This window comes from Ruegeria sp. BH6 (genome assembly GCF_056538105.1).
The window spans coordinates 22021-45213 of sequence record NZ_JBQFSR010000003.1; the positions used below are offsets into that span (position 1 = coordinate 22021).

The 23193-nt window shown below is 52.4% G+C and carries 17 protein-coding genes; 15 read left to right on the forward strand and 2 right to left on the reverse strand.

Annotation, left to right across the window (positions count from 1 at the left end; translation table 11 throughout):
- Positions 1–20: 20 nt before the first annotated feature.
- A complete protein-coding gene (gene gcvA / locus ACR0B8_RS08110; RefSeq protein ID WP_170348315.1) occupies positions 21–947 on the reverse strand; it encodes a transcriptional regulator GcvA in 927 nt (308 codons plus the stop codon).
- 163 nt (positions 948–1110) lie between these two features.
- Between gcvA and ACR0B8_RS08115 the strand changes: the two genes are divergently transcribed.
- The 15 genes from ACR0B8_RS08115 to ACR0B8_RS08185 all read left to right on the forward strand — a co-directional run bounded on the left by ACR0B8_RS08115 (position 1111) and on the right by ACR0B8_RS08185 (position 22292).
- Entirely contained in the window at positions 1111–2640 is a 1530-nt protein-coding gene (locus ACR0B8_RS08115; protein ID WP_226688832.1) for an ABC transporter ATP-binding protein, read from the forward strand.
- A complete protein-coding gene (locus ACR0B8_RS08120) occupies positions 2637–3722 on the forward strand; it encodes an ABC transporter permease (protein WP_226688833.1) in 1086 nt (361 codons plus the stop codon). Before ACR0B8_RS08115 ends, ACR0B8_RS08120 begins: the two co-directional genes overlap by 4 nt.
- Positions 3723–3725: 3 nt before the next feature.
- On the forward strand, positions 3726–4658 hold the full coding sequence (locus ACR0B8_RS08125; RefSeq protein WP_226688834.1) for an ABC transporter permease: 933 nt from the start codon (positions 3726–3728) through the stop codon (positions 4656–4658).
- An 89-nt stretch (positions 4659–4747) separates the two neighbouring features.
- The gene (locus ACR0B8_RS08130) at positions 4748–5701 is read left to right on the forward strand and encodes a BMP family protein (protein WP_226688835.1); all 954 of its coding nucleotides are present in this window, start codon (positions 4748–4750) and stop codon (positions 5699–5701) included.
- Between the two features lie 453 nt (positions 5702–6154).
- Positions 6155–7345 (forward strand): adenylate/guanylate cyclase domain-containing protein, encoded by a 1191-nt coding sequence (locus tag ACR0B8_RS08135; RefSeq protein WP_226688836.1) that lies wholly within the window; start codon positions 6155–6157, stop codon positions 7343–7345.
- Positions 7346–7478: 133 nt separating this feature from the next.
- A complete protein-coding gene (locus ACR0B8_RS08140; protein WP_217354387.1) occupies positions 7479–8624 on the forward strand; it encodes an ABC transporter substrate-binding protein in 1146 nt (381 codons plus the stop codon).
- A gap of 43 nt (positions 8625–8667) precedes the next feature.
- On the forward strand, positions 8668–10398 hold the full coding sequence (locus tag ACR0B8_RS08145) for a cache domain-containing protein (protein WP_226688837.1): 1731 nt from the start codon (positions 8668–8670) through the stop codon (positions 10396–10398).
- 173 nt (positions 10399–10571) lie between these two features.
- Entirely contained in the window at positions 10572–10817 is a 246-nt protein-coding gene (locus tag ACR0B8_RS08150) for a hypothetical protein (protein WP_480658430.1), read from the forward strand.
- Positions 10818–11251: 434 nt separating this feature from the next.
- Complete coding sequence (locus ACR0B8_RS08155; RefSeq protein WP_226688839.1) at positions 11252–14851, forward strand: adenylate/guanylate cyclase domain-containing protein; 3600 nt, start codon at positions 11252–11254, stop codon at positions 14849–14851.
- A 26-nt stretch (positions 14852–14877) separates the two neighbouring features.
- A complete protein-coding gene (locus ACR0B8_RS08160; protein WP_010443373.1) occupies positions 14878–15135 on the forward strand; it encodes a DUF4242 domain-containing protein in 258 nt (85 codons plus the stop codon).
- 117 nt (positions 15136–15252) lie between these two features.
- Positions 15253–16668, forward strand: a complete 1416-nt coding sequence (locus ACR0B8_RS08165) for an FAD-binding oxidoreductase (RefSeq protein ID WP_480658428.1) — start codon at positions 15253–15255, stop codon at positions 16666–16668.
- 905 nt (positions 16669–17573) lie between these two features.
- Positions 17574–19232 (forward strand): TadE/TadG family type IV pilus assembly protein, encoded by a 1659-nt coding sequence (locus ACR0B8_RS08170; protein WP_170507026.1) that lies wholly within the window; start codon positions 17574–17576, stop codon positions 19230–19232.
- A gap of 53 nt (positions 19233–19285) precedes the next feature.
- Positions 19286–19762 (forward strand): TadE/TadG family type IV pilus assembly protein, encoded by a 477-nt coding sequence (locus ACR0B8_RS08175; RefSeq protein ID WP_319003461.1) that lies wholly within the window; start codon positions 19286–19288, stop codon positions 19760–19762.
- Positions 19763–19766: 4 nt separating this feature from the next.
- Entirely contained in the window at positions 19767–20321 is a 555-nt protein-coding gene (locus ACR0B8_RS08180; protein ID WP_170397597.1) for a TadE/TadG family type IV pilus assembly protein, read from the forward strand.
- An 810-nt stretch (positions 20322–21131) separates the two neighbouring features.
- Positions 21132–22292 (forward strand): hypothetical protein, encoded by a 1161-nt coding sequence (locus ACR0B8_RS08185; RefSeq protein WP_226688841.1) that lies wholly within the window; start codon positions 21132–21134, stop codon positions 22290–22292.
- 523 nt (positions 22293–22815) lie between these two features.
- Here the strand turns inward: ACR0B8_RS08185 and ACR0B8_RS08190 are convergent.
- Entirely contained in the window at positions 22816–23175 is a 360-nt protein-coding gene (locus ACR0B8_RS08190) for an outer membrane protein assembly factor BamE (RefSeq protein WP_226688842.1), read from the reverse strand.
- Positions 23176–23193 lie beyond the last annotated feature (18 nt).

Consider the following 23193-nt stretch of genomic DNA (forward strand, 5'->3'; position numbering starts at 1 on the left):
ATTAGATCGTTGCAGACGCGCTATTCTTCAAAAAACCTTTGACCGACGACGCTGTCGCGAAACTCATCTGCTTGGTCCAATAGCCATTCCCGGAACACACGAACGCGTGCACGATTGGCGTAAGTTTCCGGGCAGACGAGAAAATAGCTCTTGTTCTTCAATGCCGCGTCAAAGGGGGCGACCAGCATATTGCGTTCCAGAAAACGCGCGGCGGCCAAAAGGCTGACCAAGGCCACACCATGACCATCGCTTGCCGTCAGCAAGCAGATGTGTTCCTCGGAATAGGTGACATAGGGCTCGACGTCACTAGTTTGCAAGCCAGCCGCGTCCATCCATCGCTCCCAACTCGGATCCGCATCAGAAAACCCGCTCCATTGGTATTCGATCAGACGAGACTTCAGAAGATCTTCGGGGGAACCCAGTGACTTCGCCTTTTCCACGCTACAGACAGGGGCCACCCAGTCATTCAAGACCCAAGCCACATTGCTGTCAGGATAATCGCCAAAGCCATACCGAATAGCCACATCCACATCGCTGGATTTGAAATCCACCAGTTGGTCACTAGACAGAACCCTTACCGAGATATCCGGGTATTTCTCGTAAAAGCCTCGCAGCCGCGGGCTAAGCCAATTGGCGGCAAAAGACCCGGTTGTTGAGATTGTCAATGTGCCCGCAAGGTCGTCTTCCTCCAGCGCGAGAGAGGCGGCTTCAATGTTTTTGAAGGCCTCAATGATGTGGGGCGCGTAGTTGGCCCCATCCTCCGTCAGTTTCAAGGCGCGGGTCAGCCGGTGAAACAGGGGCACCCCAAGTTGATCCTCCAGCGATTTAATCTGATGGGAAATGGCAGTCGGAGTGACGCATAGTTCATCGGCGGCATCCTTGAAACTCAGATGCCGGCAGGCCGCTTCGAAGGCCTGAATACTTTTCAACGACGGTATCTTCGCCATAACGCGCGGCTTTTCTCTCCTGATGCGATGCTATTTCGTCGCTCCACTTTAACCCGATTACCAGTTCACATGTGGGCGAAATTCTCAGCCGTGAGGTGAAAACATCTAATTTGAGAAGATAGGGCATTCTCTCTTGAATTTGCGTGAAAGTTGGGAGGTTGTCTTGGATCCATTTTTTAAAGTCACCGGCATCGACAAGTCGTTTGGCGCCGTTCGTGCATTGCACAACGTCAATCTGCTGGCCTCGAAGGGCGAGTGCATTGCGATTTTGGGCGAGAACGGAGCGGGGAAAACCACGTTCGCAAGCGTTTTGATCGGTCTGTATCAGCCCGATAGCGGTGAAATCAAACTGGGCGGAACACCTGTTTCGGTGACCAGCCCAGCAAAAGCTATTGAGTATGGGATCGGCATGATCCACCAGCATTTCAGCCTGGTCGGCGCAATGACCGCCGAAGAGAACATTTTGATCGGCTTACCCAGCACAAAGAGGGGTGCCGAAGCGCGGGCGCGCATTCGGCAGCTTTGTAGCGACTTTGACTTTAGCGTCGATTTCGACATCCGCGTCACGGAAATGCCTGTGGGCATGAAGCAAAGGGTGGAGATCCTTAAGGCGCTGTTTCGCGATGTATCGATCCTGATCCTGGATGAACCCACCAGCGTTCTTGCCCCGACCGAAGTCGCGCCGTTTCTCAAAGGGGTGCGCAAGCTAGTTGCCAACGGCTGCCTCGTCTTTTTCATCAGCCACAAGCTCGATGAAATCCGCAAAATTGCCGATCGCGTCATGATAATGCGCCATGGGCGTGTCGAGGGAATTCTTCCGGTTGCGACCACGCCCATGGCCCAAATGTCAGCGCTTATGATGGGAGACAAGCCGACCGGCGAAACGGTCGAGACGCCCAAGGCCAAAAGAACGCGCAACGACACCAGCTCAGCATCGGACGCTCTGGTTGTCTCTGATGTCTGCCTGATGGATCCAGGCGGCGCGGAAATCCTGCGGGATCTGACCCTTTCCGTGAAGGCTGGCGAAATCCTTGGAATCGCAGGGATCGACGGCAATGGCCAGACGGAGTTGAGCGAGGTGATCACCGGCCTAAAAAGGCAAACCAGCGGCGCCATCCACCTTAATAGCACGGAGATATCAAGCGCCTCCATCGCTTCGCGCATTGCAGATGGCATAGGCTTCGTTCCCGAGGACCGCCATGCCGAAGGCTTGGTCCTGTCGCTCAGTGTCGAAGAAAATATAGCCTTTCGATCCATTGGCGAAGACAGGTTCATTTCTGGCGGTCTGATTTCCCGGCGCGCGATGCACGAGATCGCAAGCGACGTGGTCGCGGCCTTTGACATTAGGCCCCCTGACCCAAAATTGAACGCCTCGGCTCTATCCGGTGGCAATCAACAAAAGATCGTTCTGGCCCGCGAAGTGGCCCGGGCGCGCAATCTTTTGGTCGTCGTACAGCCGACTAAAGGGCTTGATGTCGGCGCAACAAAATTTGTTCAGAACCAGATCCGTGCCGTCGCCCAAAGCGGAGTGGGGGTTCTCTATATCTCCACTGAACTTGAACATGTGCTCGACATCTCTGACCGCGTCGCCGTGATGGCCTTTGGCCGGATCACGGGTGTTGTCGATCCAGAAAACACAACTCTTCAAGACATCGGGCTCTTGATGACCGCATCGCCGGAGGAGGTACAATGAACAGATTTATCATGCAACGCCGGATTGCGATTGCTTTACTTTTAGCGCTGAGCTTTGGCGGCGTGCTAATCCTGCTCGACGGGCACAACCCGTTTGAGGCCTATAAGGTTCTGTTTCTGGAATCCTTCCTGAATTACTGGGGTTTCTCCAATACTTTGGTCAAAGCCTCGCCGATGCTTCTAGCAGGGCTGGCCGTGATCATTCCGATGCGCGCCGGTGTGTTCAACATCGGTGGCGAGGGGCAGATCTATATTGGTGGGTTGTTCGGCACCGTCTTTGCTTTGGCGATCCCCGATCTGCCCGGTCTATTGGGCGTGCCACTGATATTTATCGCCGCCGCCGGCGGCGGGGCGTTCTGGGCGGCAATTCCCGCGTATCTCAAAGCCTATCGGGGCACGAATGAGGTGATTGTAACGCTGCTGATGAACTTCATTGCGATCCACATCGTCAGCTACGCCGTGGCCGGGCCGCTATTGGCCGAAGGCGCGCCATATCCTTATTCAGAGGAAGTCTCAGAAGCCTATCGCCTGCCTATTCTGATGCCGCGATCTGATACCCATGTGGGCTTTGTATTCGGGCTAGCCATGACGGTTATCTTGTATTTCTGGCTGCGCTTTACGCCATCGGGCTTCCAACTGGACCTTGTGGGGCGCAATGCCCGCGCTGCGACCTATGCCGGTGTGGACCAGAAAAAGACCGTCATCCGCGCCATGTTGATTGGCGGCAGCCTTGCAGGCATGGCCGGCGCAATTGAGGTAATCGGGTTGAAGTACCGCCTGTTCCACCTGTTTAGCGATGGCTACGGCTATGACGGAATTGTCGTCGCCTTCCTTGCGGCTCTTAACCCAATTGTCGCGCCTTTGACCGCGCTGTTCCTTGCCGGGCTTTCTGCCGGCGCGGGAACGATGCAACGTGCCGTCGGGGTCGACAGTTCCGTCATCGAAGTGGTCGAGGGGCTCGTTGTGGTTCTGGTCGCCGCCGCCCTCGTGACACCGCGAACCAGGTCAACATCCATTCTGAAACCCCTGGCAAAAAACCTGCGGCTGCGCCGCCAAACACAACGCCAAAAGAAAGAGGCATAGGCTATGATTGATCTTGTTTTGCTGGGCGACGTCCTTGCCGGAACCGCCCGATTGGGTACGCCAATTGCTTTTGCTGCCCTTGGCGGGGTGATTGCGGAACGTGGCGGGCTGTACAACATCGGCCTCGAAGGTCAGATCCTCGCCGGAGCGCTTGGCGCCGCTGCTGGTTCTTTCGCAACGGGCTCCGCCATGATCGGGCTCGGATGCGGGATCATTTGCGGCCTGATCTCAGGCCTGCTACTTGGGTATATGTCGATCCGGCTGCGCATCAACCAGCTGGTTGGCGGTATCGCGCTCAACCTGCTGCTGGCCGGACTCACAGCTTTTCTGTCCCGTCAGATATTCGGGGCTCAGGCCGGAGGGGCGCGGGTAAATGGGTTCTCGCAGATCAATATTCCCTTCTTGTCAGATTTTCCCGTCGTTGGCCCGTCCCTGTTTTCCCAGGATCCGCTGTTCTACCTATTGATCGGATTGGCAATAGCAGCCTGGTTCTGGCTGATGAAATCCCACAAGGGTCTGGACCTACGCGCCGTTGGCGAAAACCCGAAGGCCGCGGACTTGGCCGGGGTTCCTGTCTTTCGCATGCAATATCTCGCGATTGCAGTCAGCGGAGCCCTCGCGGCGCTGGCCGGAGTGCATCTGGTCTTGTCGCAAGTCTATGTGTTTGCGGAAGGCATGAGCGCGGGCAAAGGCTTCATTGCGCTTGCGGCAATCATCTTAGGACGTTGGTCGCCCATCGGCGCGATCTGCGCGGCGCTTTTCTTCGGCTTCTGTGATGCGGTGCAATTCAAACTGCAATTCACCTCGCCAGAGATTCCCTATCAGCTCTTCCTGATCTTGCCTTACCTCGCATCGCTCATCGCACTCGTGGTCCTCGGCGCCAAGGCCAGCGCACCTGCAAGCGTCGGACTGCCCTACGACCGAGAGCATCGATAAATCTCAGCCGTGACGTGAGAAACCATCGTTTTTCACGTCGCGATCCTCCCGTCACCCTGAAAACACATATCCAATATGGGAGAACAACAATGCAATTGAAGTCCAAACTATTGGCGGGGTTTGCGGCACTGATGTTGGCCGGGCCCGCGGCCGCTGAGGGGATCGAACGCGCCGCGATCGTTATGCCCGGATCGATTTCTGATAATGGCTGGAACCAGGCCGGATTCGAAGGTCTCACCAAGGCAGGTGAAGTGCTTGGCTTTGAAGCCGCTTTTTCCGAAAGCGTGCATCAGCCGGAACAAATCGAAGTCCTGAGCGACTACGCACGCCGGGGGTATGACCTTGTGATCGGTCACGGCGGAGAATTCCAGGACGCAGTGGAACGTGTCGCAGCACGCTTCCCGGAAACCATGTTCATGGTGAACAACGGACTGGGCACCAAAGACAACATTGCCAACGCGGATTTCTATTTCAGCCAAATCGCTTATCTGATGGGCTACGTCGCAGGCTCTATGTCAGACACAGGCACCATCGGCATCATCGCCGCGCAGCAGTTCAAATTCACGACCGACACGGTCGCCGGCTACGAAGCGGGCGCCAAAGCGGCCAATCCGGAGATCCGAGTTCTGGTTACCTGGACTGGCGACTGGGATGACATCGCCAAGGGCAAGGAAGCTGCTTTGAACCAAATTTCCCAAGGCGCCGATGTCGTCTGGCCGACAATGGACAGCGCAACGCTGGGTTCCATGCAGGCCGTTCAGGAAAAAGGCGTTTATGGCATCGGCATCTATCGTGATGCGATCAACGAATGGCCGGAAATCCTGCAGTCCGCTATTCTGGATGTCCGAGGCAACATGCGGTCTTACCTGGAACTGGCAGCTGCTGGAAAACTGGAAGGTGCGCTCTACCGGGCGGATGTGGGCAATGAACTGGCCATGCGGATCGGGTCGTTCCACCCAGATATCCCGGTCGGCGTTGTGGATGAAGTCAACAAACTGATCGTCGCCATGAAGTCCGGCACTTTGGTTGTACATCCACAATAAGACATCCCTAATAATCGCTCCTCCTAAAACTCTCGCCCCCAAGTCTGGGGGCATTTTTTATAGTTAGAGAAATCAATGATTGACGCCTTTCGCTTGTACCGCGTGGGATTGCGTTACCCCCAATTTCTCCGGATTGGCTATGCTTTCTATTCCTGGTTATCAGTTCGACAACACCGGAAAATGAACAAATCCAGGTCTGCCTAAGATCCAACCATGTAAAACGCTCAATCAACATCATCCTTGCAAAATCTGTGACCAGACATCCATGCGTATTGCAGCATCGGTCAAACTGGGCTCACAGCGGTCATCCGACGGTTTGCGTGGGTCTTCGTGTCGCGTCAGACGGCATCAAGGTCTGCTGAGCGGGACAATGCGGACCTATTGGTCTTGTGTAACTGAACATTTGTGTCGGATCATTCAGCCAAGCCACAAAATGCCTGAGAGGCGGAAATCATGCGGGTACTTCTGAGTGAAATTCGAGATGCCAAGCACACGCGAGCCGCGAATATTGTGGCGCTTCTTGGTTTTATGGCAAACGCCATATGGACTGTAGCTAATGTCTTCGTGGGAGAGAGGTTTGTTACTGTCGAAAACGCTATCGTCAGTGTCTTGTTTTTGCTTGCTCTGCTCCTGCTTCGTCGCAACAGGCACGGTGCCGCTGCACTTTTGATTTCGACAGTCTTTCTATTGCACATGTTATTTGTTGCATTGACCTTTGGATATGCCTCGGGTGCGCATCAGTTCTTCTTGCTTGGGACAGTCATCCCCTACCTTGTCTTTCCTAGGTCGGCCCGACACGCGGCGAATAGCTTTGCGGCCCTTTCCGGCTTGGCATATCTGGCTTGCACGGCTTTGCGAGATCAGCTTCCCGGAACTATTGTCGTCGGAAGCGAAACGGGTATGGCAATATTGAATGCAGCTTTATTGCTGTTGATCCTAGCGGCGACTACCGCTTTCTTTGTTACAGAGATGCGCAAGTCGGACGATGCGCTGGAGGCCGAACATGCCCGTTCCGAAGACCTTCTCTACAACTTGCTTCCGACTGAAATCGCGGGACGCCTCAAAGACGCACCGGATCAGATCATCGCTGACAGCCTCGATCACATTGCGATCTTATATGCCGACATCGTCGGTTTCACCCAGTGCTCAGCCCGGATGGCACCGACCGATCTTGTAAGCTTCCTCAACCGTATCTTTTCCACTTTCGACCACCTTGCGGCAAAACATAAGCTGGAAAAGATCAAGACCATTGGCGACGCCTACATGGTTGCCGCGGGGACGCCTTCTCCCGTGGGCGACCCGGTTCAGTGCATCGCCGAGATGGCGCTCGACATGCAGGCCGCCGTGCAAGACATGTCGCCCGAGTTTACCGACGGGTTGCAGCTACGTATTGGCTTGCATGCCGGCCCCGCCATTGCGGGGGTAATCGGGACCAAAAAACTTTTTTATGATGTCTGGGGCGAAACTGTGAACATTGCAAGCCGAATGGAGAGCCACGGCGAACCGGGCCGCATTCAGTTAACTGGTCTGGCCCACGAAGAACTAAAGACCGAATATACTTTCGAAGAACGCGGAACCATTGAAGTGAAGGGTATGGGCGAGGTTAAGACCTGGTGGCTTACTGGGCGGGCAACTTCCGCATAGGGCTCTCCCAACACTTTCGCCGCGCACTGGACGAAAGACTGGATCGAGAAACACCGACTTTCGCTGCACCATGCTCGAACTCAACAGACGCGGACTTACCAGACGGTCAACTATCGCGTTGCTTCGAGGATACTTGAAACCACGTCACTTTCAAAAGACGGTGGTCTCGGTTAGCTTAAACTACAAATTTGTTTCGATTGCTGGGTTGACCGGCCACGCAAGAGCACAATGTTTTTTGAACGTCGGCAACTGGCGGAAAAAGACGCACGTGGGATTCGAATCTATGAGGCCAATCAGTCAAAAATTTCTTCATTGGATAAGCGCACTGATTGTGGCTTTGCCCTGCGGCGCAGTCGGTCAGTCTGACACAGAAACGATTCCTCGGATCGGTTTGCTAACCTGGTCGGCGTGTGAAGAGGCGTGGCTGTCGAATAGCTCTGGTCCCTTCTTGCGAGGGCTGGGCGAGCTCGGATACGAGCCAGGCGAATCTGTCTTGATTGAGTGCCGGAGTGCAGGCAAAAGTTACGAAGGACTAACATCGGCAGCGGCCGATCTCGCGCAACTTCCATTGGATGTCATTGTCGGGGACTCGGAGCCGGTGGCCCGCGCCGTGCGCACCGAAACGTCCACTATCCCGATGGTGATGATCATCAGTGGCGATCCGGTAGACGGAGGTCTGGCACAGAGTCTTGCGAATCCGGGAGGTAACGTTACGGGCGTCACCTACTATGCCACAGAACTCACCGCCAAGCGGCTGGAACTACTGGTAGAGTTGCTTCCAGAACTGACAAATGTCGGCGTCCTCGCCAATCCGAACGTGGCTTACATGCCTTTTGAAGAGGATGCGAAACGGGCCGCTTCACGGCTAGGTATCACTGCGACGATATACCAAGTTCGTGAACCTGACGATATAGTGGAGGCGTTCTCGCAGATGAAAGCCGACGGCGCCCAGGCAGTCTTCGTGCTGCCCGACTTGATGCTTGCTAATCAAGCTACAAAGATTGCCGAACTCTCTCTGGATCATGGTCTGCCGTCGATGGGGTGGGGTGGTTGGTTCACGCCAGTTGGCTTTTTGATGGCCTATTCTTCGGATTATTACACGATGATCCATCGGCTCGCCTTCTACGTGGACCAAATCTTGCGCGGTGCAAATCCGGGCGACTTGCCAATTGAGCAACCAACTACTTTCAGCCTGTCGATCAACCTGAAGACGGCAGAGACCCTTGGTGTAGACGTGCCGCAAGGGTTGTTACTTCTGGCGGACGAGGTGATCGAATGAAGCTCAACTGCAGGGCATTTGCTTCGATTGGTGCAGCGTAGCCGTGGAAGGTAAGCGCGGCAAACCACGTCGGTCTCTGTTCCGGAAATACTTCTTTGTTTTGTTTGTTGCTGTCAGTGTTCCGCTTCTAACAACTGGAGTGAGCGACGCATGGTTCGGCTATCGCGACCAACGCGCCTTGCTTAACTCACTTTTGCGGACGGAGGCGAATTCAGCGGCCGCCCGGATTGATGCATTTCTCGAAACTATCGAAAACCAACTCAGTTGGACCGTTCGGCTAAACTGGTCAGCAGAAACTCTCGATCAACACAGATTCGATGCTTTGGGAGTTCTACGCCAGGTTCCAGCTGTCGTGAGCATCACGCTCATAGATGGTAACGGTATTGAACAACTCTTCGTCTCCCGGATCGAACTGAACAGAATCGCGAGTGGGATTGATCGGTCCAGTGATCCAGCGGTATCTGGAGCGCGGTCCGCACAGTTATGGTACGGTCCGGTCATCTATCACCAAGAGTCAGAGCCGCACATGACAATCGGTCTGGCCGGCAATCGCAAGTCTGCCGGCGTCGTGATCGCCGAGATCAATCTAAAACTCATCTGGGATGTAATATCGGCCATTCAAGTGGGAAATAGCGGCCAAGCCTTTATTTTGGATGAAACCTATAAGCTTGTCGCACACCCTGACATCAGTCGTGTTCTGCGCGGCACTGATGATGTGACCTTGCTCGCCATGCGCGATTTGCAACGGAAAATTGATGAGGCGGAAGGAAATGCCGTCGTCGCAAAAGACACGTTCGATGGAACTGTCTTAATTACTATGTCGGCCGTCTCGGGAGCAGGATGGGTGGTTTTCGTCGAGCAACCACTGTCTGAAGCATTTGCACCGATCTATTCTGCCTTGTTGCGTACAGCAGGGCTGCTGCTTGCAGCCGCCGCGTTCTCCGCTTTGATTGCCTATTGGCTCGCTCGGCGCATGGCCGGTCCCATTGGCAAACTAGAAAAAGGCGCTGACCACATCGGCGCCGGCGATTTTGGCTATCGCATTGAAATCGCCACGGGCGATGAACTGGAACTGCTCGCGAACCGGTTCAATCTTATGGCCAGCGAACTCGCTGTATCTCAAGAACGATCAGAACGGATCGCTAGGCTGAAGCGCTTCCTCGCGCCGCAAGTCGCCGAGTTAGTTGAAAAGTCAGGAGATGAAAGCGTGCTTGCAGGACAGCGAGCGGAAGTTGTCGTCGTCTTTTGCGACCTTCGCGGCTTTACCGCTTTCTCAGCCAGATCAGAACCTGACGAGATAATGCGGGTGTTATCTGATTACCATGAGACACTCGGCTCCATAATCACACGCTATGAGGCCACGTTGACGAATTTTTCGGGAGACGGGCTGATGATACTTTTAAATGCGCCGGTACGATGTGCACAGCCAGCAATACGTGCGGTGGACATGGCAATCGACATGCAGACGGAAGTTCAAAGGCTCGTCTCCCAGTGGCGTTCCTGCGGTTATGAACTCGGGTTCGGAGTTGGACTTGCGACCGGCCAGGCAACGGTCGGTCGAATTGGGTATGAGGGACGCGTCGAATACACTGCCATCGGCAATGTCGTGAATTTGGCTTCGAGACTGTGTTCATCTGCTGAAAATGATCAAATCCTCCTCGATCCAGTTTTGGCGGAGGCTGCGCGTGAAAAGTTTTCGTTGGTCTCACTCGGTAGCCGCAGATTTAAAGGCTACGAGAAACAACTCGTCGTATTCAGCGTTTCTCACAGTTAGTTTAGCATCCCATCTGACTAGGAACTGGATTGCCAGACGCTTCAATTCGATACTTGCCGCTTGTAGCTCTAGCGGAAGCAATTGGAACCAATTCAATCTGTCTAAATGATTTGTTGGTGGCGGGTTTACACGCCTAAAACTGGACCTTCACCGGAAGTTGAACAACGGCAGGTTTGGGTGTAACTCTTTGCCAGAACGGGCCTGGGCCGGACGCTACCAACTACATCGCTGCGCTGGAAGAGTGGCTGGACACTGGCGTAGCACCAGAGCTTTTGGATGCAGCTTATGTCCATCCAGTCACCTGCGAGCCAACCGGTCAAGGCGGGCGGATCATCTGTGCGCACCCGACCGTTGTGACGTATGACGGCTCTGGCGATCCGAGTTCCCCAGACAGTTTCAGTTGCGAGATACCGGAGTGAGATATTTGAGCTGAACCCATCGGGATGCCTGGGCTTCAAGTCAATGAATTATTTGTCGTTGTTTCATGGGTCTGAATACTGGGGCACTGAGGGTCTGGACCCGAGGGAACTGTGTGGTCCGGGTGTTTTGATAAAGTTGTACGACCTGTTTGAAGCAACTTCGCTGCGTCTGCGTCAGGTAGCTTCGTCTCGCAGAGCCGTCATTCGTTGAAAGTTACTCGATGTCTCGTGTGCGAGACAAAGTCGCCTTTAAAGGCAAAACATCAAACGAGTGCAGCCAATCAGCCAGTCGTGTAAATCTAGAACACGGTGGCAAGAGCCGGAATTGTAGAGTGACCTGAAGAAAAAATGAAACAGACGCCATTCATTGAATAGTCAGTTCATTTTGAAAGCGTTTTCTTGATTAGTGTCGCGTATCTCAGCATGATCCAAAGATGTCGGCTGGAATAGACAAATGGTTAAACGATCTCGACCTGAGTCAGTACGCAGATGTTTTTGCGGAAAACGATATCGATGCGCGTGTTCTGCCACTACTATCTGGCGACGACTTAAAAGAGCTCGGAGTAAGCCTTGGTCATCGCAAAATCATTCTTGCCGCAATTCACGAGCTAGTCGACCAACAGAACGCAACCTCCCCGTCACAAGCAGCTCGTGAAAAAACGCCCGAAGGCGAACAAGCGTCCACCTCAGACAATTCACAAAGTGATGATCTGCGCAAACAAAAGCATGTTGAACCACCTACTGCAGAGAGGCGTCATGTAACTGTTGTGTTTGCCGATCTTGTAGGTTCGACTGAACTTACGAATCGCTTTGATCCCGAAGACATGCGGGACTTGCTACAGAACTACCAAGATGCCGTTGCAGGAGCCGTAAGCCGATATGGTGGCTACGTTGCAAAGTACTTGGGCGATGGTCTTCTCGTGTTTTTCGGATGGCCGCGGGCTTACGAAGATCACGCGATTCGGGCGGTAAAAGCCAGTCTTGAGTCTGTTCACCGTGTCAAAGAACTCAAAACGCCTGACGGAGAGCCTTTGTCAGTCAGACTGGGAGTTGCGAGCGGTGATGTTGTGGTCGGCGATACCGTTGGCGAAAACACATATGAGGAGGGGGCCATGACTGGTCCGGTCGTCAACCTTGCGGCTCGGATTCAAGAACATGCTGAGCCAAACTCAGTCGTTTTGTCAGTTGAGGAAACCGAGACAGCTTTACATCGGATATTCGAGTTCAAATCTCTTGGGCAGGCAGAGCTCAAGGGGTTTGCTGAACCACGTAATCTGCAGAAAGTGATGTCAGAACGCAGTGCGGAAAGCCGGTTTCGGGCCTCACATCGAGACGATGTCGACAGCGTCATGGTTGGGCGGAACTACGAAAAGGGAATTTTACTGCAATCATGGCAACGTGCTCAGAATGGCCACGGAGACGTTGTTTTGCTCTCCGGTGAAGCCGGAATAGGAAAGTCGCGGCTTACAGAGGAATTCCTTGCAGAAATCACCGAAAACGACGAAGTCGATGTCATAAGGCTGAACTGTTCCCCCTATCTCAGCAGCAGCCCCTTTCATCCGGTAGCCCAACGAATATCCCAGGATGCGGGTGTTGAACCCGACTTTGATGACAATCTGATCCTTGAGCATGTCAGAAAAATGCTTGAAGGACGACCAGGGTTGGACTGGGAACAAGTTCTGCCTGTCTTTGCAGCGTTGGTCGCACCTCGTAGTGCGCTTGCCCAAAAGGTGCTCGAGATGTCACCGCAAGAGCAGCGCGACATAACAATCCAAACATTGATCCACACAGTGCAGGTACGGGCAAGCGTGCACCCGGTTATTCTTTGCGTAGAGGATGCTCATTGGATCGATCCTTCCACACAAGCCTTGTTGGAGCGGTTTAAGTCGATATGCACCGATCTTCCTCTGATGATCCTGATAACCCATAGACCCGGGTGGGAATTGACCCGTGATAGTGGGGACACGCACGTTCAGTCTCTGGTTTTGCGCCGGTTCGATTCTGCGCATGTCTCAAACCTTGTCGAAAATATTACAGGCAAGAGACCGGACGACGCTCTGATCTCTACAATAATTGAAAAAACCGATGGGGTTCCATTGTTCGTGGAAGAAGTGACCCGAGCCATTGTCGAATCCGGCGAGCATGGGCACGGCCACATACCATCGTCATTGAAAGGCGCGTTGATGGCGCGGCTCGACGCAGTTTCACCAGAGGCTAAACAGGTCGCCCTTACTGGATCGGTTATTGGCCGGGAGTTTGAGCCGAGCATATTATGTGCCGCGAAGGGCCTTGAAGAAACTGATATCAACAAATGGCTCGAAGAACTTTCTCGAACAGGCTTGATCTTTGAAAGTGGGCACAATCGCGGGCATTTCGTTTTCCGCCACGCCCTTATTCGCGATACCGCCTATCAATCCATGCTGAATTCAACCCGGAAACAACAGCACGCAGACGTAGCGCGTGCCTTGATGGGGATAAGGTCATCTGAGATCGAGCGTCGCCCCGAACTCGTCGCGCGCCACCTTTCAGAGGCTGAGGACTGGAGTGCCGCGTTCGAAAAATGGCAGACCGCGACAGAAATGGCGTTGGCGCGATCTGCCAGCCAAGAAGCGATGACGAACGCCAAGGAAACTTTAAGAGCTGCTGAAAAACTTGGCTCAGACCCCAATACAGAATTGATTAAAGGCAAAATCCTGGTCGGCCGCAGCCATGACAGCCTGGGCCAATTGCCTAAAGGCATAGCAGTTCTTAAAGACGCTTCCAACGCGGCCCGGGCGGTGCACAACGTGGAACTAGCCGCTGACGCGGCCAACCACTTCGCTGACTCATGCATGATGTCCAGCGAAAGGCACAGCGAGGCGATCGAACTCTGCGATAATGCGCTGAAAGATTTGCCCGATGATGATGATGTCCGTCGGTGCAGATTGATGAGCCAACTTGCGCGCGCCCATATGTTTGTAGGTCAGTTTTCCGAAGGTGCCCGCTTCGGCCAGCAATCCATGGAACTGGCCGCAAAATTGGGCGACTATAAATCCCAGTTCTCAGTAATGATGATGCATTTTGGGGCACCCTTTGTTGCGCGTAAGGGAAGAGAAACCCGCGATTGGCGCGAAAATCTGGAGGCTATGCATGGTGTGGCCGAGCATCTTGGCAGTATCGATCAGGGTCGAGACCGGACTCTCAGCTTGTTTGTAGGTGCCGAGATGGCAGACCGTGAGTTGATGGACCATTCTCTGGGCTTGCTCACCGAGATTTCGGAAAAGGACAATCATTTGCAACTCTACTGGGTTCAGAAACACGCACAGGCCATGGTTGCAATTATGGACGGCGATTTTGGCCAAGCGGAAAAACACGCCACCGAGGCCGTGAAGATCGGTCGAAAGACCCATGGGGAGCATGTTGAGGGCGTCTACGGGGTTCAGATGTTCACTATCCGCCGCGAGCAAAACCGGCTGCACGAGGTCGCACCTGTGATCAAGAAATTGATGACGGACAGTCCCGAAGATATTTCGTGGAAACCAGGATTTGGCCTTATCGCAGCTGAGCTCGGGTACAAGGAACGTGCTGAACGTATACTGAATGAAATGGCCGACAATGGCTTCGATCTCCCACTCGACGCCATGTATTCAACGACACTATCCTATTTAGCCGACATATGTGTCGCCATTGAGCATCAGGAACATGCCAAGAAACTCTATGAAATACTGGCTCCGTACGAAGAGCTGACGATCACCGCAGGGGCAACGACAGTATGCGCAGGTGCAGCTGCGCGACGCCTCGGCAGTCTGGGCACGGTATTAAAAGACTGGAATGCTACAGATATGATGTTCCAGAAGGCTATAGAAATTGACACGCGCATGAAATGCCCACCCTGGATTGCTCACAGCAAGGCGGCTTATGCATCCGCATTGAGGCGACGGGGACGCCCGAATGATGTGGAACAGGCGTTTCAACTGGAAGGGGAAGCGTTGGCAATTTCGCAGAAATTGGGTATGGTTTCCCTAAGGTCAAAGCTCGAAGGAGTAGCGAGTTAAGGTACTTAAACTGTTTGGGGGACTTAATGCCTAGATACATAATTGAAAGAAATTTTGCCGAGCAGCTAAACGTCAGTGAAGATGACAAAATTCACATCAAAGAAATCAATGACGAAGTCGGCGTCGAATGGATTTTTTCATTCCTCAGCGCAGATAAGCGCAAAACATACTGCTTGTACGAAGCCCCTGATGAGGAGAGCCTCAGAAAGGCGGCTGAGCGACTGAATATTCCTGCCGATGTCATAACACCTGTGGATCGGATTGATCCGGCAATATTTGCCTGATCAGCAGCCATTTTTACCCACCTCAATGAAACGACTTCGCGAGACAACGCGACGGAAATAGCAATTAGCTGAGGCAGCCCTGCAAGAAGCCTGACCTGACTATTGGGAGGCTTACGCATGTTTGACCTGAAAACACTCGACGGAAGTACAGCTATTGTGCATCAAGACACCTTGGACGCTCTTGATGCATCACTTCGCGGCGGGGTCTACCAGAAAGGCACCCCGGAATACGAAGACGCAAGAACAACGTGGAACAGCATGTTCGAACGTTACCCAGGTTTCGTGATCCGCGCTCTGGGGGCAAGCGATGTGCAGAAGGCAGTGAATTTCGTACGAGACACTGGCCTCGTAATGTCGGTTCGGTCGGGTGGGCATCAGATTGCAGGGCACGCTGTCGCAGATGAAACAGTCATGCTCGATCTGTCCCAAATGCGGTCGGTTCACGTAGATCCTGTCAACAAGACTGCTCGGGTTGGACCGGGTGCACTGCTAGGAGATGTGGATCGTGAAACCCAGGCGCATGGGCTTACCGTTCCTGTTGGCATCAACTCGACCACGGGTATTGCGGGCCTTACCCTTGGCGGCGGTTTTGGATGGACCACCCGGAAATTTGGCATGACGATCGACAACCTGCTCTCAGCGGAAGTCGTGACTGCGGACGGAGCCATTGTAACCGCATCCCCTACAAGCCACCCGGAACTTTTCTGGGCTATCCGCGGTGGGGGTGGAAACTTTGGTGTCGTAACCTCATTTGAATTCCAACTGCATGAGCTAGGACCCGATGTCCTGTCTGGCCTCATTGTTCATCCGATAGAAAATGCGCCAGAGCTCCTCGCTGAATTTGCTACGATTGCTGACAATTCCCCGGATGAGCTGACCGTCTGGAGCGTGATGCGAAAAGCGCCTCCTCTACCGTTCCTGCCAGTTGAGTGGCATGGGCGAGAGGTGTTGATCTTTGCAGCCTGCTATAGCGGGTCGATGGAGGAAGGTGAAAAAGCTATGGCGGCATTGCGCGCGCTAGGTGAACCAATCGCCGATGTGATATCTCCCCACATGTTCGTAGACTGGCAGGCCGCCTTTGATCCTTTGTTGACGCCAGGCGCCAGGAACTACTGGAAGAGCCATGATTTCGATGCACTTTCTTCGGATGCAATCTCAGGACTCTTGGAAGCGATTTCCAGCCTTCCTGACCCGGCGTGTGAAGTTTTTATTGCCCATGTGGGCGGAGCAATGGCGCGCGTCGAGGCCGGTTCTACCGCTTATCCCCAAAGGTCTGCTCACTTCATCATGAATGTTCACACGCGTTGGGAGGATCCCAGCAAGGATGCCGAGTGCATTGCTTGGGCGCGAGATCTTTACGACCAGATGCAACCGCATGCGACTGGAAGTGCGTATGTCAACTTTATGCCCGAGGACGAAGCAGACCACATGGCAGGAGCATATGGGGACAACGGTGAGAAGCTTTCTAGGATCAAGGGCACATACGACCCCACCAACTTGTTCAGGGTAAACCACAATATCTTGCCTGCGTGATGAAATTCAGAACTGCATAAATTGATCCAGATTGATGCTGATTGTTTTGCTTTGGCGTCACGCCGCATTCCTCGTTGGCTAGTTTTCAGGCCAAGTGGAGCATCCAAGCGACGATCGCGCTGGTGATCATGCACCCAATGGGTTGTGGTTTCCGTAGATACGGCCAAGAAATGCAATATGCGTATGTGTCCGCTATGGGCTCGGAGCAGCCATTCGCTGCACAGAGCATCAATGACTGCTACGCGGACATAGGTGCCGTTTGCTGCGGCGCAGAGCTCCAAAATCAATTGAATGATTGCTCGGCATACAGAGCTGACGAACAGAGTGATCTTTCGTTGTCGCGCCTAAAAGCGAGGGGCCCCATTGTACATCTGAGCGAAAAGGCGTCTTCTAAGGCAGAATCGATACATAGCTGGCGACAAACTTCTTAATAAGGAATAATGGTCAATAGAAGAAAGTGCTGCAATATTGGACGAGCCAATCCAATGTTTCTTCCTATTTCTATTTTATAAAGCCATTTTTCGATTAACTTATCATGATTTTAACCATGATTAACAACGGGCGCAGCTCTCTCCCTCGCCTGTCGAGAGCAGATAAAATATCTTCCAATAAATTGTTTTAAAACCACTAATTATATTCTTTAACCCAAAATTAACTCACTATTATTTTCGATTAAAAATAACCACACCCAATGACCGAAGAGCCGCCACATTTTGACCGTTTTTGAGCCACACGCTTATTGGTGACGGTTGCAGCTCGCCGCTGGCCTTTATTTCTACGGGTCAGAAAGTTGCTGAAATTTGTTACGGTTAAGAGTTTCCGCAATCGCACTTCCTGCGTTTGTCGAGGTGTATTCACTAAGAACAATCTTGTGGCCGGTTCCCTCGGCCAAGAGAGGATAACTCATGCCCATGGATTTCGAGAGATCAATAAGCAATTGCGTTTCCCCTTCAGTTCGCACGCGGAAAGGTGTTCGACATTTTGCCAGTGACGAGAGTGGTGCTCTTACCATTTTCGCCCTCTTTATGTTTTTGTGCATCATCGCCACGGTGGGCATGGGCATTGATTACATGCGCTTTGAGAACAAACGTGCAGACTTGCAGTACACGCTGGACAGGTCTGTTTTGGCCGCGGCGGACCTTGATCAAAAGGGAGAACCAGAATCTGTCGTTCGTTCATACCTAGAAACGGCGGGTCTTCTGGAACATGTGACCAGCATCAATGTGGTCAACGACGTTGGTTATCGTGAGGTGTCGGCGACGGCCTTGTCCGAGTTTCCGACCCAATTCATGCACCTTTCCGGCGTCGATACACTGAGTGCCCCGGCGGCAAGTACTGCCGAGGAAAGCGTCGGTTTGGCCGAAATCTCAATTGCCATGGACGTTTCGACCTCGATTGACCTTCCAGCACTGCAAAATGCTACGAAAAGCATCATTTCACAGATTGGAACGAAAAACGGGAGTTGGAGCAACGAGATTTCTTTCTCACTGATCCCATATTCCAGCCAGGTTAACGCTGGCGCGGATTTGCTGAAATACTACAACCTCGACCGTTTCCATGGTCACTCGCACTGTGTCAACTTTATCGACAACGAATTCAGCAAGCCTGATCTTTCTCTGACCAGAGTGCTGGAACAAACGGCTCATTTCGACCCTTACACCGAGACAAAAGAGCCGATTGAACATCCTGTCTGCCCAATCCGCGCTGGATCGGCGATCCTACCATTCCAAAACAATGAAACCGTGCTTCATGACTACGTCGACGGCCTCACCAAGATCGCCAATCCGGTTGTTGACGAGGACTCGGGCCTGGACAATGGCGCGAATTGGGGTCTTATCCTGCTGGATCCCGGTACACAGCCGGTCATCGAGAGCCTTGCCACCCCCGTAGCCAAAGGTGGTGACGGTATCGTTCCGGAAACATTCGACAACCGTCCTCTGCCTTACAACAGCAACGTCCTAAAGGTTCTGATCCTGGTTTCCGACGGAGACAATACTGACCAGCACATGCTCAACCCGTCGATGCGCACCACGATGTCGGATATATGGTACAATGAGGACGCCGATCGCTTCTCGGTCTATCAGTCGAATGGCACCCCCATGTACTGGTGGCCGCACGACAATAGCTGGCAAGATCACGCATACGGCGATGGAAATTCGCGTTGTACGACAAAGGGCAGCAAAACAGAATGCGTGAATGAAGACGAACCGGGAAAAGCGGTGCAATTGTCCTACGTTCAGCTGCTGAAAAACGTGTCGTTGGAATACATCGAGAACAACATTTTCACCCAGTCGCCAAGTGCCTATGGTCAATGGGAGGCCAGTGCGTTCAGCAAGAAAGAGTCAACCGCCAAGGATCAGCGCACCAAACACGTGTGCAAGGCCGCCAAGGATGAAGGCGTGATTGTCTTTAGTGTCAGCGTCAACGCCCCGGCGAACGGCAAAAAGGTACTGGAAAATTGCGCAAGCTCCGCCAGTCATTATTACGATGCGTCGGCTCCTGACCTCACAGATGCCTTTACCTCGATCGCATCCTCTGTCCGTATGTTGAGGTTGACACAATGATGCGTAGGTCGATTTCCGCTCTTGCTAGGTTCCGTTGCCATGAATATGGAAACGTGACCGTCGAGTTTGCTCTCGTCTTCCCGGCTATCTTGTTTTTGGTTCTTTCGGGGGTAGAGCTTGGCTTTGTAACCTTGAAACACGCACAACTAGAGCGCGCCGTCGATCTAACAGTGCGCGACATCCGGCTGAACACCGGCGTCAGTCCACAACACGACGAAATCAAGGCTCTCATCTGTAGTCGTGCCGGTTTTATCAGCAATTGCGAAACCAACGTGCGCCTGGAAATGATCCGGCAGGATCCGTTTGCCGCTATCACAGTACCAACTGTCCCCGACTGTACTGACCTCTCAGAAGTGGCTCGCCCTGTACGAACTTTTCAAAACGGCCTCGAGAACGAGTTGATGGTTCTTCGGGCCTGCGCCAAGATCAACCCCATTTTTCCAACATCCGCAATGAGCAAGGCATTGGTCAACGAAGAAGGCCAGTACGCCTTGACCGCTACAACCGTCTTCGTGCAGGAGCCTAGTTAGTATCATGATCAAGCGACTTCTAATGCGACGCCCGAATCAATTCCGAGCACGGGAAGACGGCTCGATTGCCCTAGAGGCAGTCATCATAACTCCAATGCTCTTTTGGACGCTCATGGCGGGGTACACATTTTTCGAAGCCTACAGGCAGAGTGCCTCAAACATCAAAGCAGCGCATACGATTGGTGACCTGATTTCTCGCGAAACCCGAGAAATCAACAATACTTACATCGACTCGATGGAAGAAATGTTCAGCTTGATGGTGGCCAATCAAACCGATCTGAAAATCCGAATTTCGTTAGTTCTTTATGATGAGGCCTCCAACAGCCACTCGGTAAACTGGTCTGCAATTCGCGGTGGCTTCACCGAAAAGCTGACGGACGCCAATATTGGTCAATACAAAGATGCCCTGCCCCCGATATCGGATCAGAACACACTCATCCTTGTCGAGACGTCCAACACGTTTGTCCCCTTTTTTAGTGTAGGCTTGGGCAACATCGAACTTGAAAACTTCATTTTCACCCGGCCGCGCTTTGCAAACAATATCAAAGGGAACGTTTAAGGCAGTTTGTCGTTGATGCAAGGCGTCGCACTGTCAAAGGAAAAGGGCTTGAAAGGTGAAATCGTTTGTCATGGAGGACAAGCCCGATCTGCTGGACTGAGTGTTAGCCTGCTAGCCACATGCTTTGTTTCTGTCTTTCGCTAATCCTACAGTTTTGTTCTTGAGGCGCGCAGGGGGGCTCTTAGGTTAGCCCCTTGAACAAGCGATCGCCATTCAAGTCCTTTTGACAAGAACCTAAGAAGGATGCGACGCGTCGATTTTCGCGCTGCGAGCGCGCAGTAAATAAAGTCAATTTAACAGGATCGATACATAGCTTGCTACGGTCGCTCTACTTAGAGAGTAGACCAATAGAAGAAAATACAACAATATTGGGACAACCAATAAAGCCTTTCTTTTCACATGCTTTAGGGAGCTATTCCTATTCAGATCAATTGATTCGATCTCGGCATTGTTTAATGGTGGGAATAGCTCCCTTTTTCTTTGCTTTACCATAGTCAACTCGTAAAAAACTATTTATTCATCTCAGATCCCACATTAACCGAGAGTTAACGTGTCAATTATTTCAATTTTTGAGGGATTTAGAGGCTGTCGCTGGAAACAAAAAAACTTAGAACACTGCAATTGTTAACGATTTTTTCTTAAGTGATTCTTTTGGAGATAAAGGTTAAGTCGTTAATAATAAATTAAAAATACCCACTACTTAACGCCGGATGGTTGCCGTATTTTGGGCAGATTTGAGCAACACTTTCTTTGGGGGCGTCTCTATGCCGTCACTAGTTCCTATTTCTTTAAACGAAAAGGATTTCTGTCGTGTTAAACTTCCTTAAAGTGAGCGTCTCTGCACTCGTACTGTCTGCATTTGTAGTCGCGCCAATCGTAACCGTTTTCGCCGCCGATTACGCATACGCAAATAATGGTAACGGCAAAGGTGGAGGTAAGGGAGGTGGAAAAGGGGGTAATGGAGATGGCAATGGTGGCGGGAAGGGCGGCAAAAGCGGTGGTAAAAGCGCTGATGGCGGCGCCAAAAAGGGTTGGGGTTCCGAAAAATCATTGAACAGGACAAGCACCAAATCTGCCAGCAAGGGTCTTAAGGCAAAGAATGGCAGACGTTTGGGGCGGGCTGTGAAGGAAGATTTTCAGGCATTAAGCCGCAACCTGAAGCAAAACGGAGTCAAAGGTCTATTCAAAGGAAATATGACGCGGACCACATCAACGCGAACAAATATAGCGAGTGTGAACAAATCCCTGAAGCCATCAAGCAGAAAAACAAAAATTCTTGATGATGATACGCTTGCCCCTCGCAACCTTGGCAAACTGAATGGCGCTATTAACTCCAGTGTAAATGCAAAACTTGCGCATATCGCGAACGGACAGTATGCGAAAGGTACAGGGCCGGTGAGCCTGGCCGCTGGCCTTGCCGTAGCCGACGCAAATTTCAATCATGTCATGGGTGAAGATTACGACTTGAGCCCTGAAGAAGTGAAGGAAATTGCTGCGGCGTATGATTATTTGGACACGGCTCCAATGACGCTGGAGGAAGCTGAACAGGTTCTTGCCGATGAGGCGTCCACTCCCGGTACGATTGCGCCTGAAGATTTGGAAACCGCACAAGCGGTGAAAGATGCGCACGACGTAACAACAGATGAGGACGGAAATACGATAGGGCAACCGACGGGCGATCAGTTGGCGGCTGCGGAGGCGGTGCATGACGCGGAGGCCAGTTTGTTGGGACATTACAAAGGCGACTTTTCTGAGGACAAAATCGTCGCGGAGGAACAGCAAGACCGCGTCCTCGGCGCGGTCCGTGCCTCCAATCCCGATGAAGAATCGGTAAAATCCACACTTGGCATTTCGGATGACGGAAGCGTTTATGCCGACGGCCAGGAGGACGATGATGTTGATGGAGAACCGGAGGAAGTAGATCAAACCCCGGGTGGAGAGGCGGAAGACGAATTTGCAAGTAACGGATAAACGTAAAGTTAGAGGCCCGAGGCCAAGGATTTAGGCGCTTTTTTCCACATTACGGCATGCTGTTGGATTGCACCAGATTTACGAAATGGGTAGCACTATCGCCGCTTTGGTGACGATCTAAAACACAACTTTCGCGAAACAACCATGTCCCCTTTGGGCTCGGTGCGGTCATCCTACGAGTTCGGTCGAATGACTGCTTTGTCCGCAAAGCAGACATCTACGCTCCTTATTGTTGACCTTCAGCCATCGCCAAAATCTTATCTTCCGGCAGAAATGTGACCCGACCGACTAACAACGCCTCCGCGTCGAATACCCGATACGCTTGGCACTCATGCTTCAACGCTGTCGCCTTCTGATTTTAGGAGACGAAATCATGGTAGATTCAACTGACCGCGCCTTTCACGGAAATCACCAATACGGGATGGGGTATGAACCCACCTATAAATTAGTCACTCGTTATTGTTGATCTACAGTTTTCCAAAAGGTTCAAACCAGAAAGCTGTTCGCAGGCTTTTATAGGCATTCACACAATGAAGAGGTAACAGCCCACGGGAGATGTCCAGACCACACTATTTGCCACATCGTCCAAATAAAAGACGATTAAATGTCTTTCGGAACCCCCGTCTATTATTGCGAAAAAATCGCATCTGACGGCGCTAATGGTTGCCTTTTCGGTTTCTATGGGTGGCCCAAGAATTTCTAGAACTTCAGCCCTCGTCATACCGGGAGAAACAGGCTTTTCAGCTATCGTTGTGAATTCACCTGAAGCGATACTGCTGGAACTATTTTCAGTTTTGACCTGACCGTTCACCGATTGACATCCGGTTAACGCGATCAGTACAGGCAGCAGTAGTAGCGCAGCACTATCAATAGTATTAGCCAACTAACTACTCTCCCTATT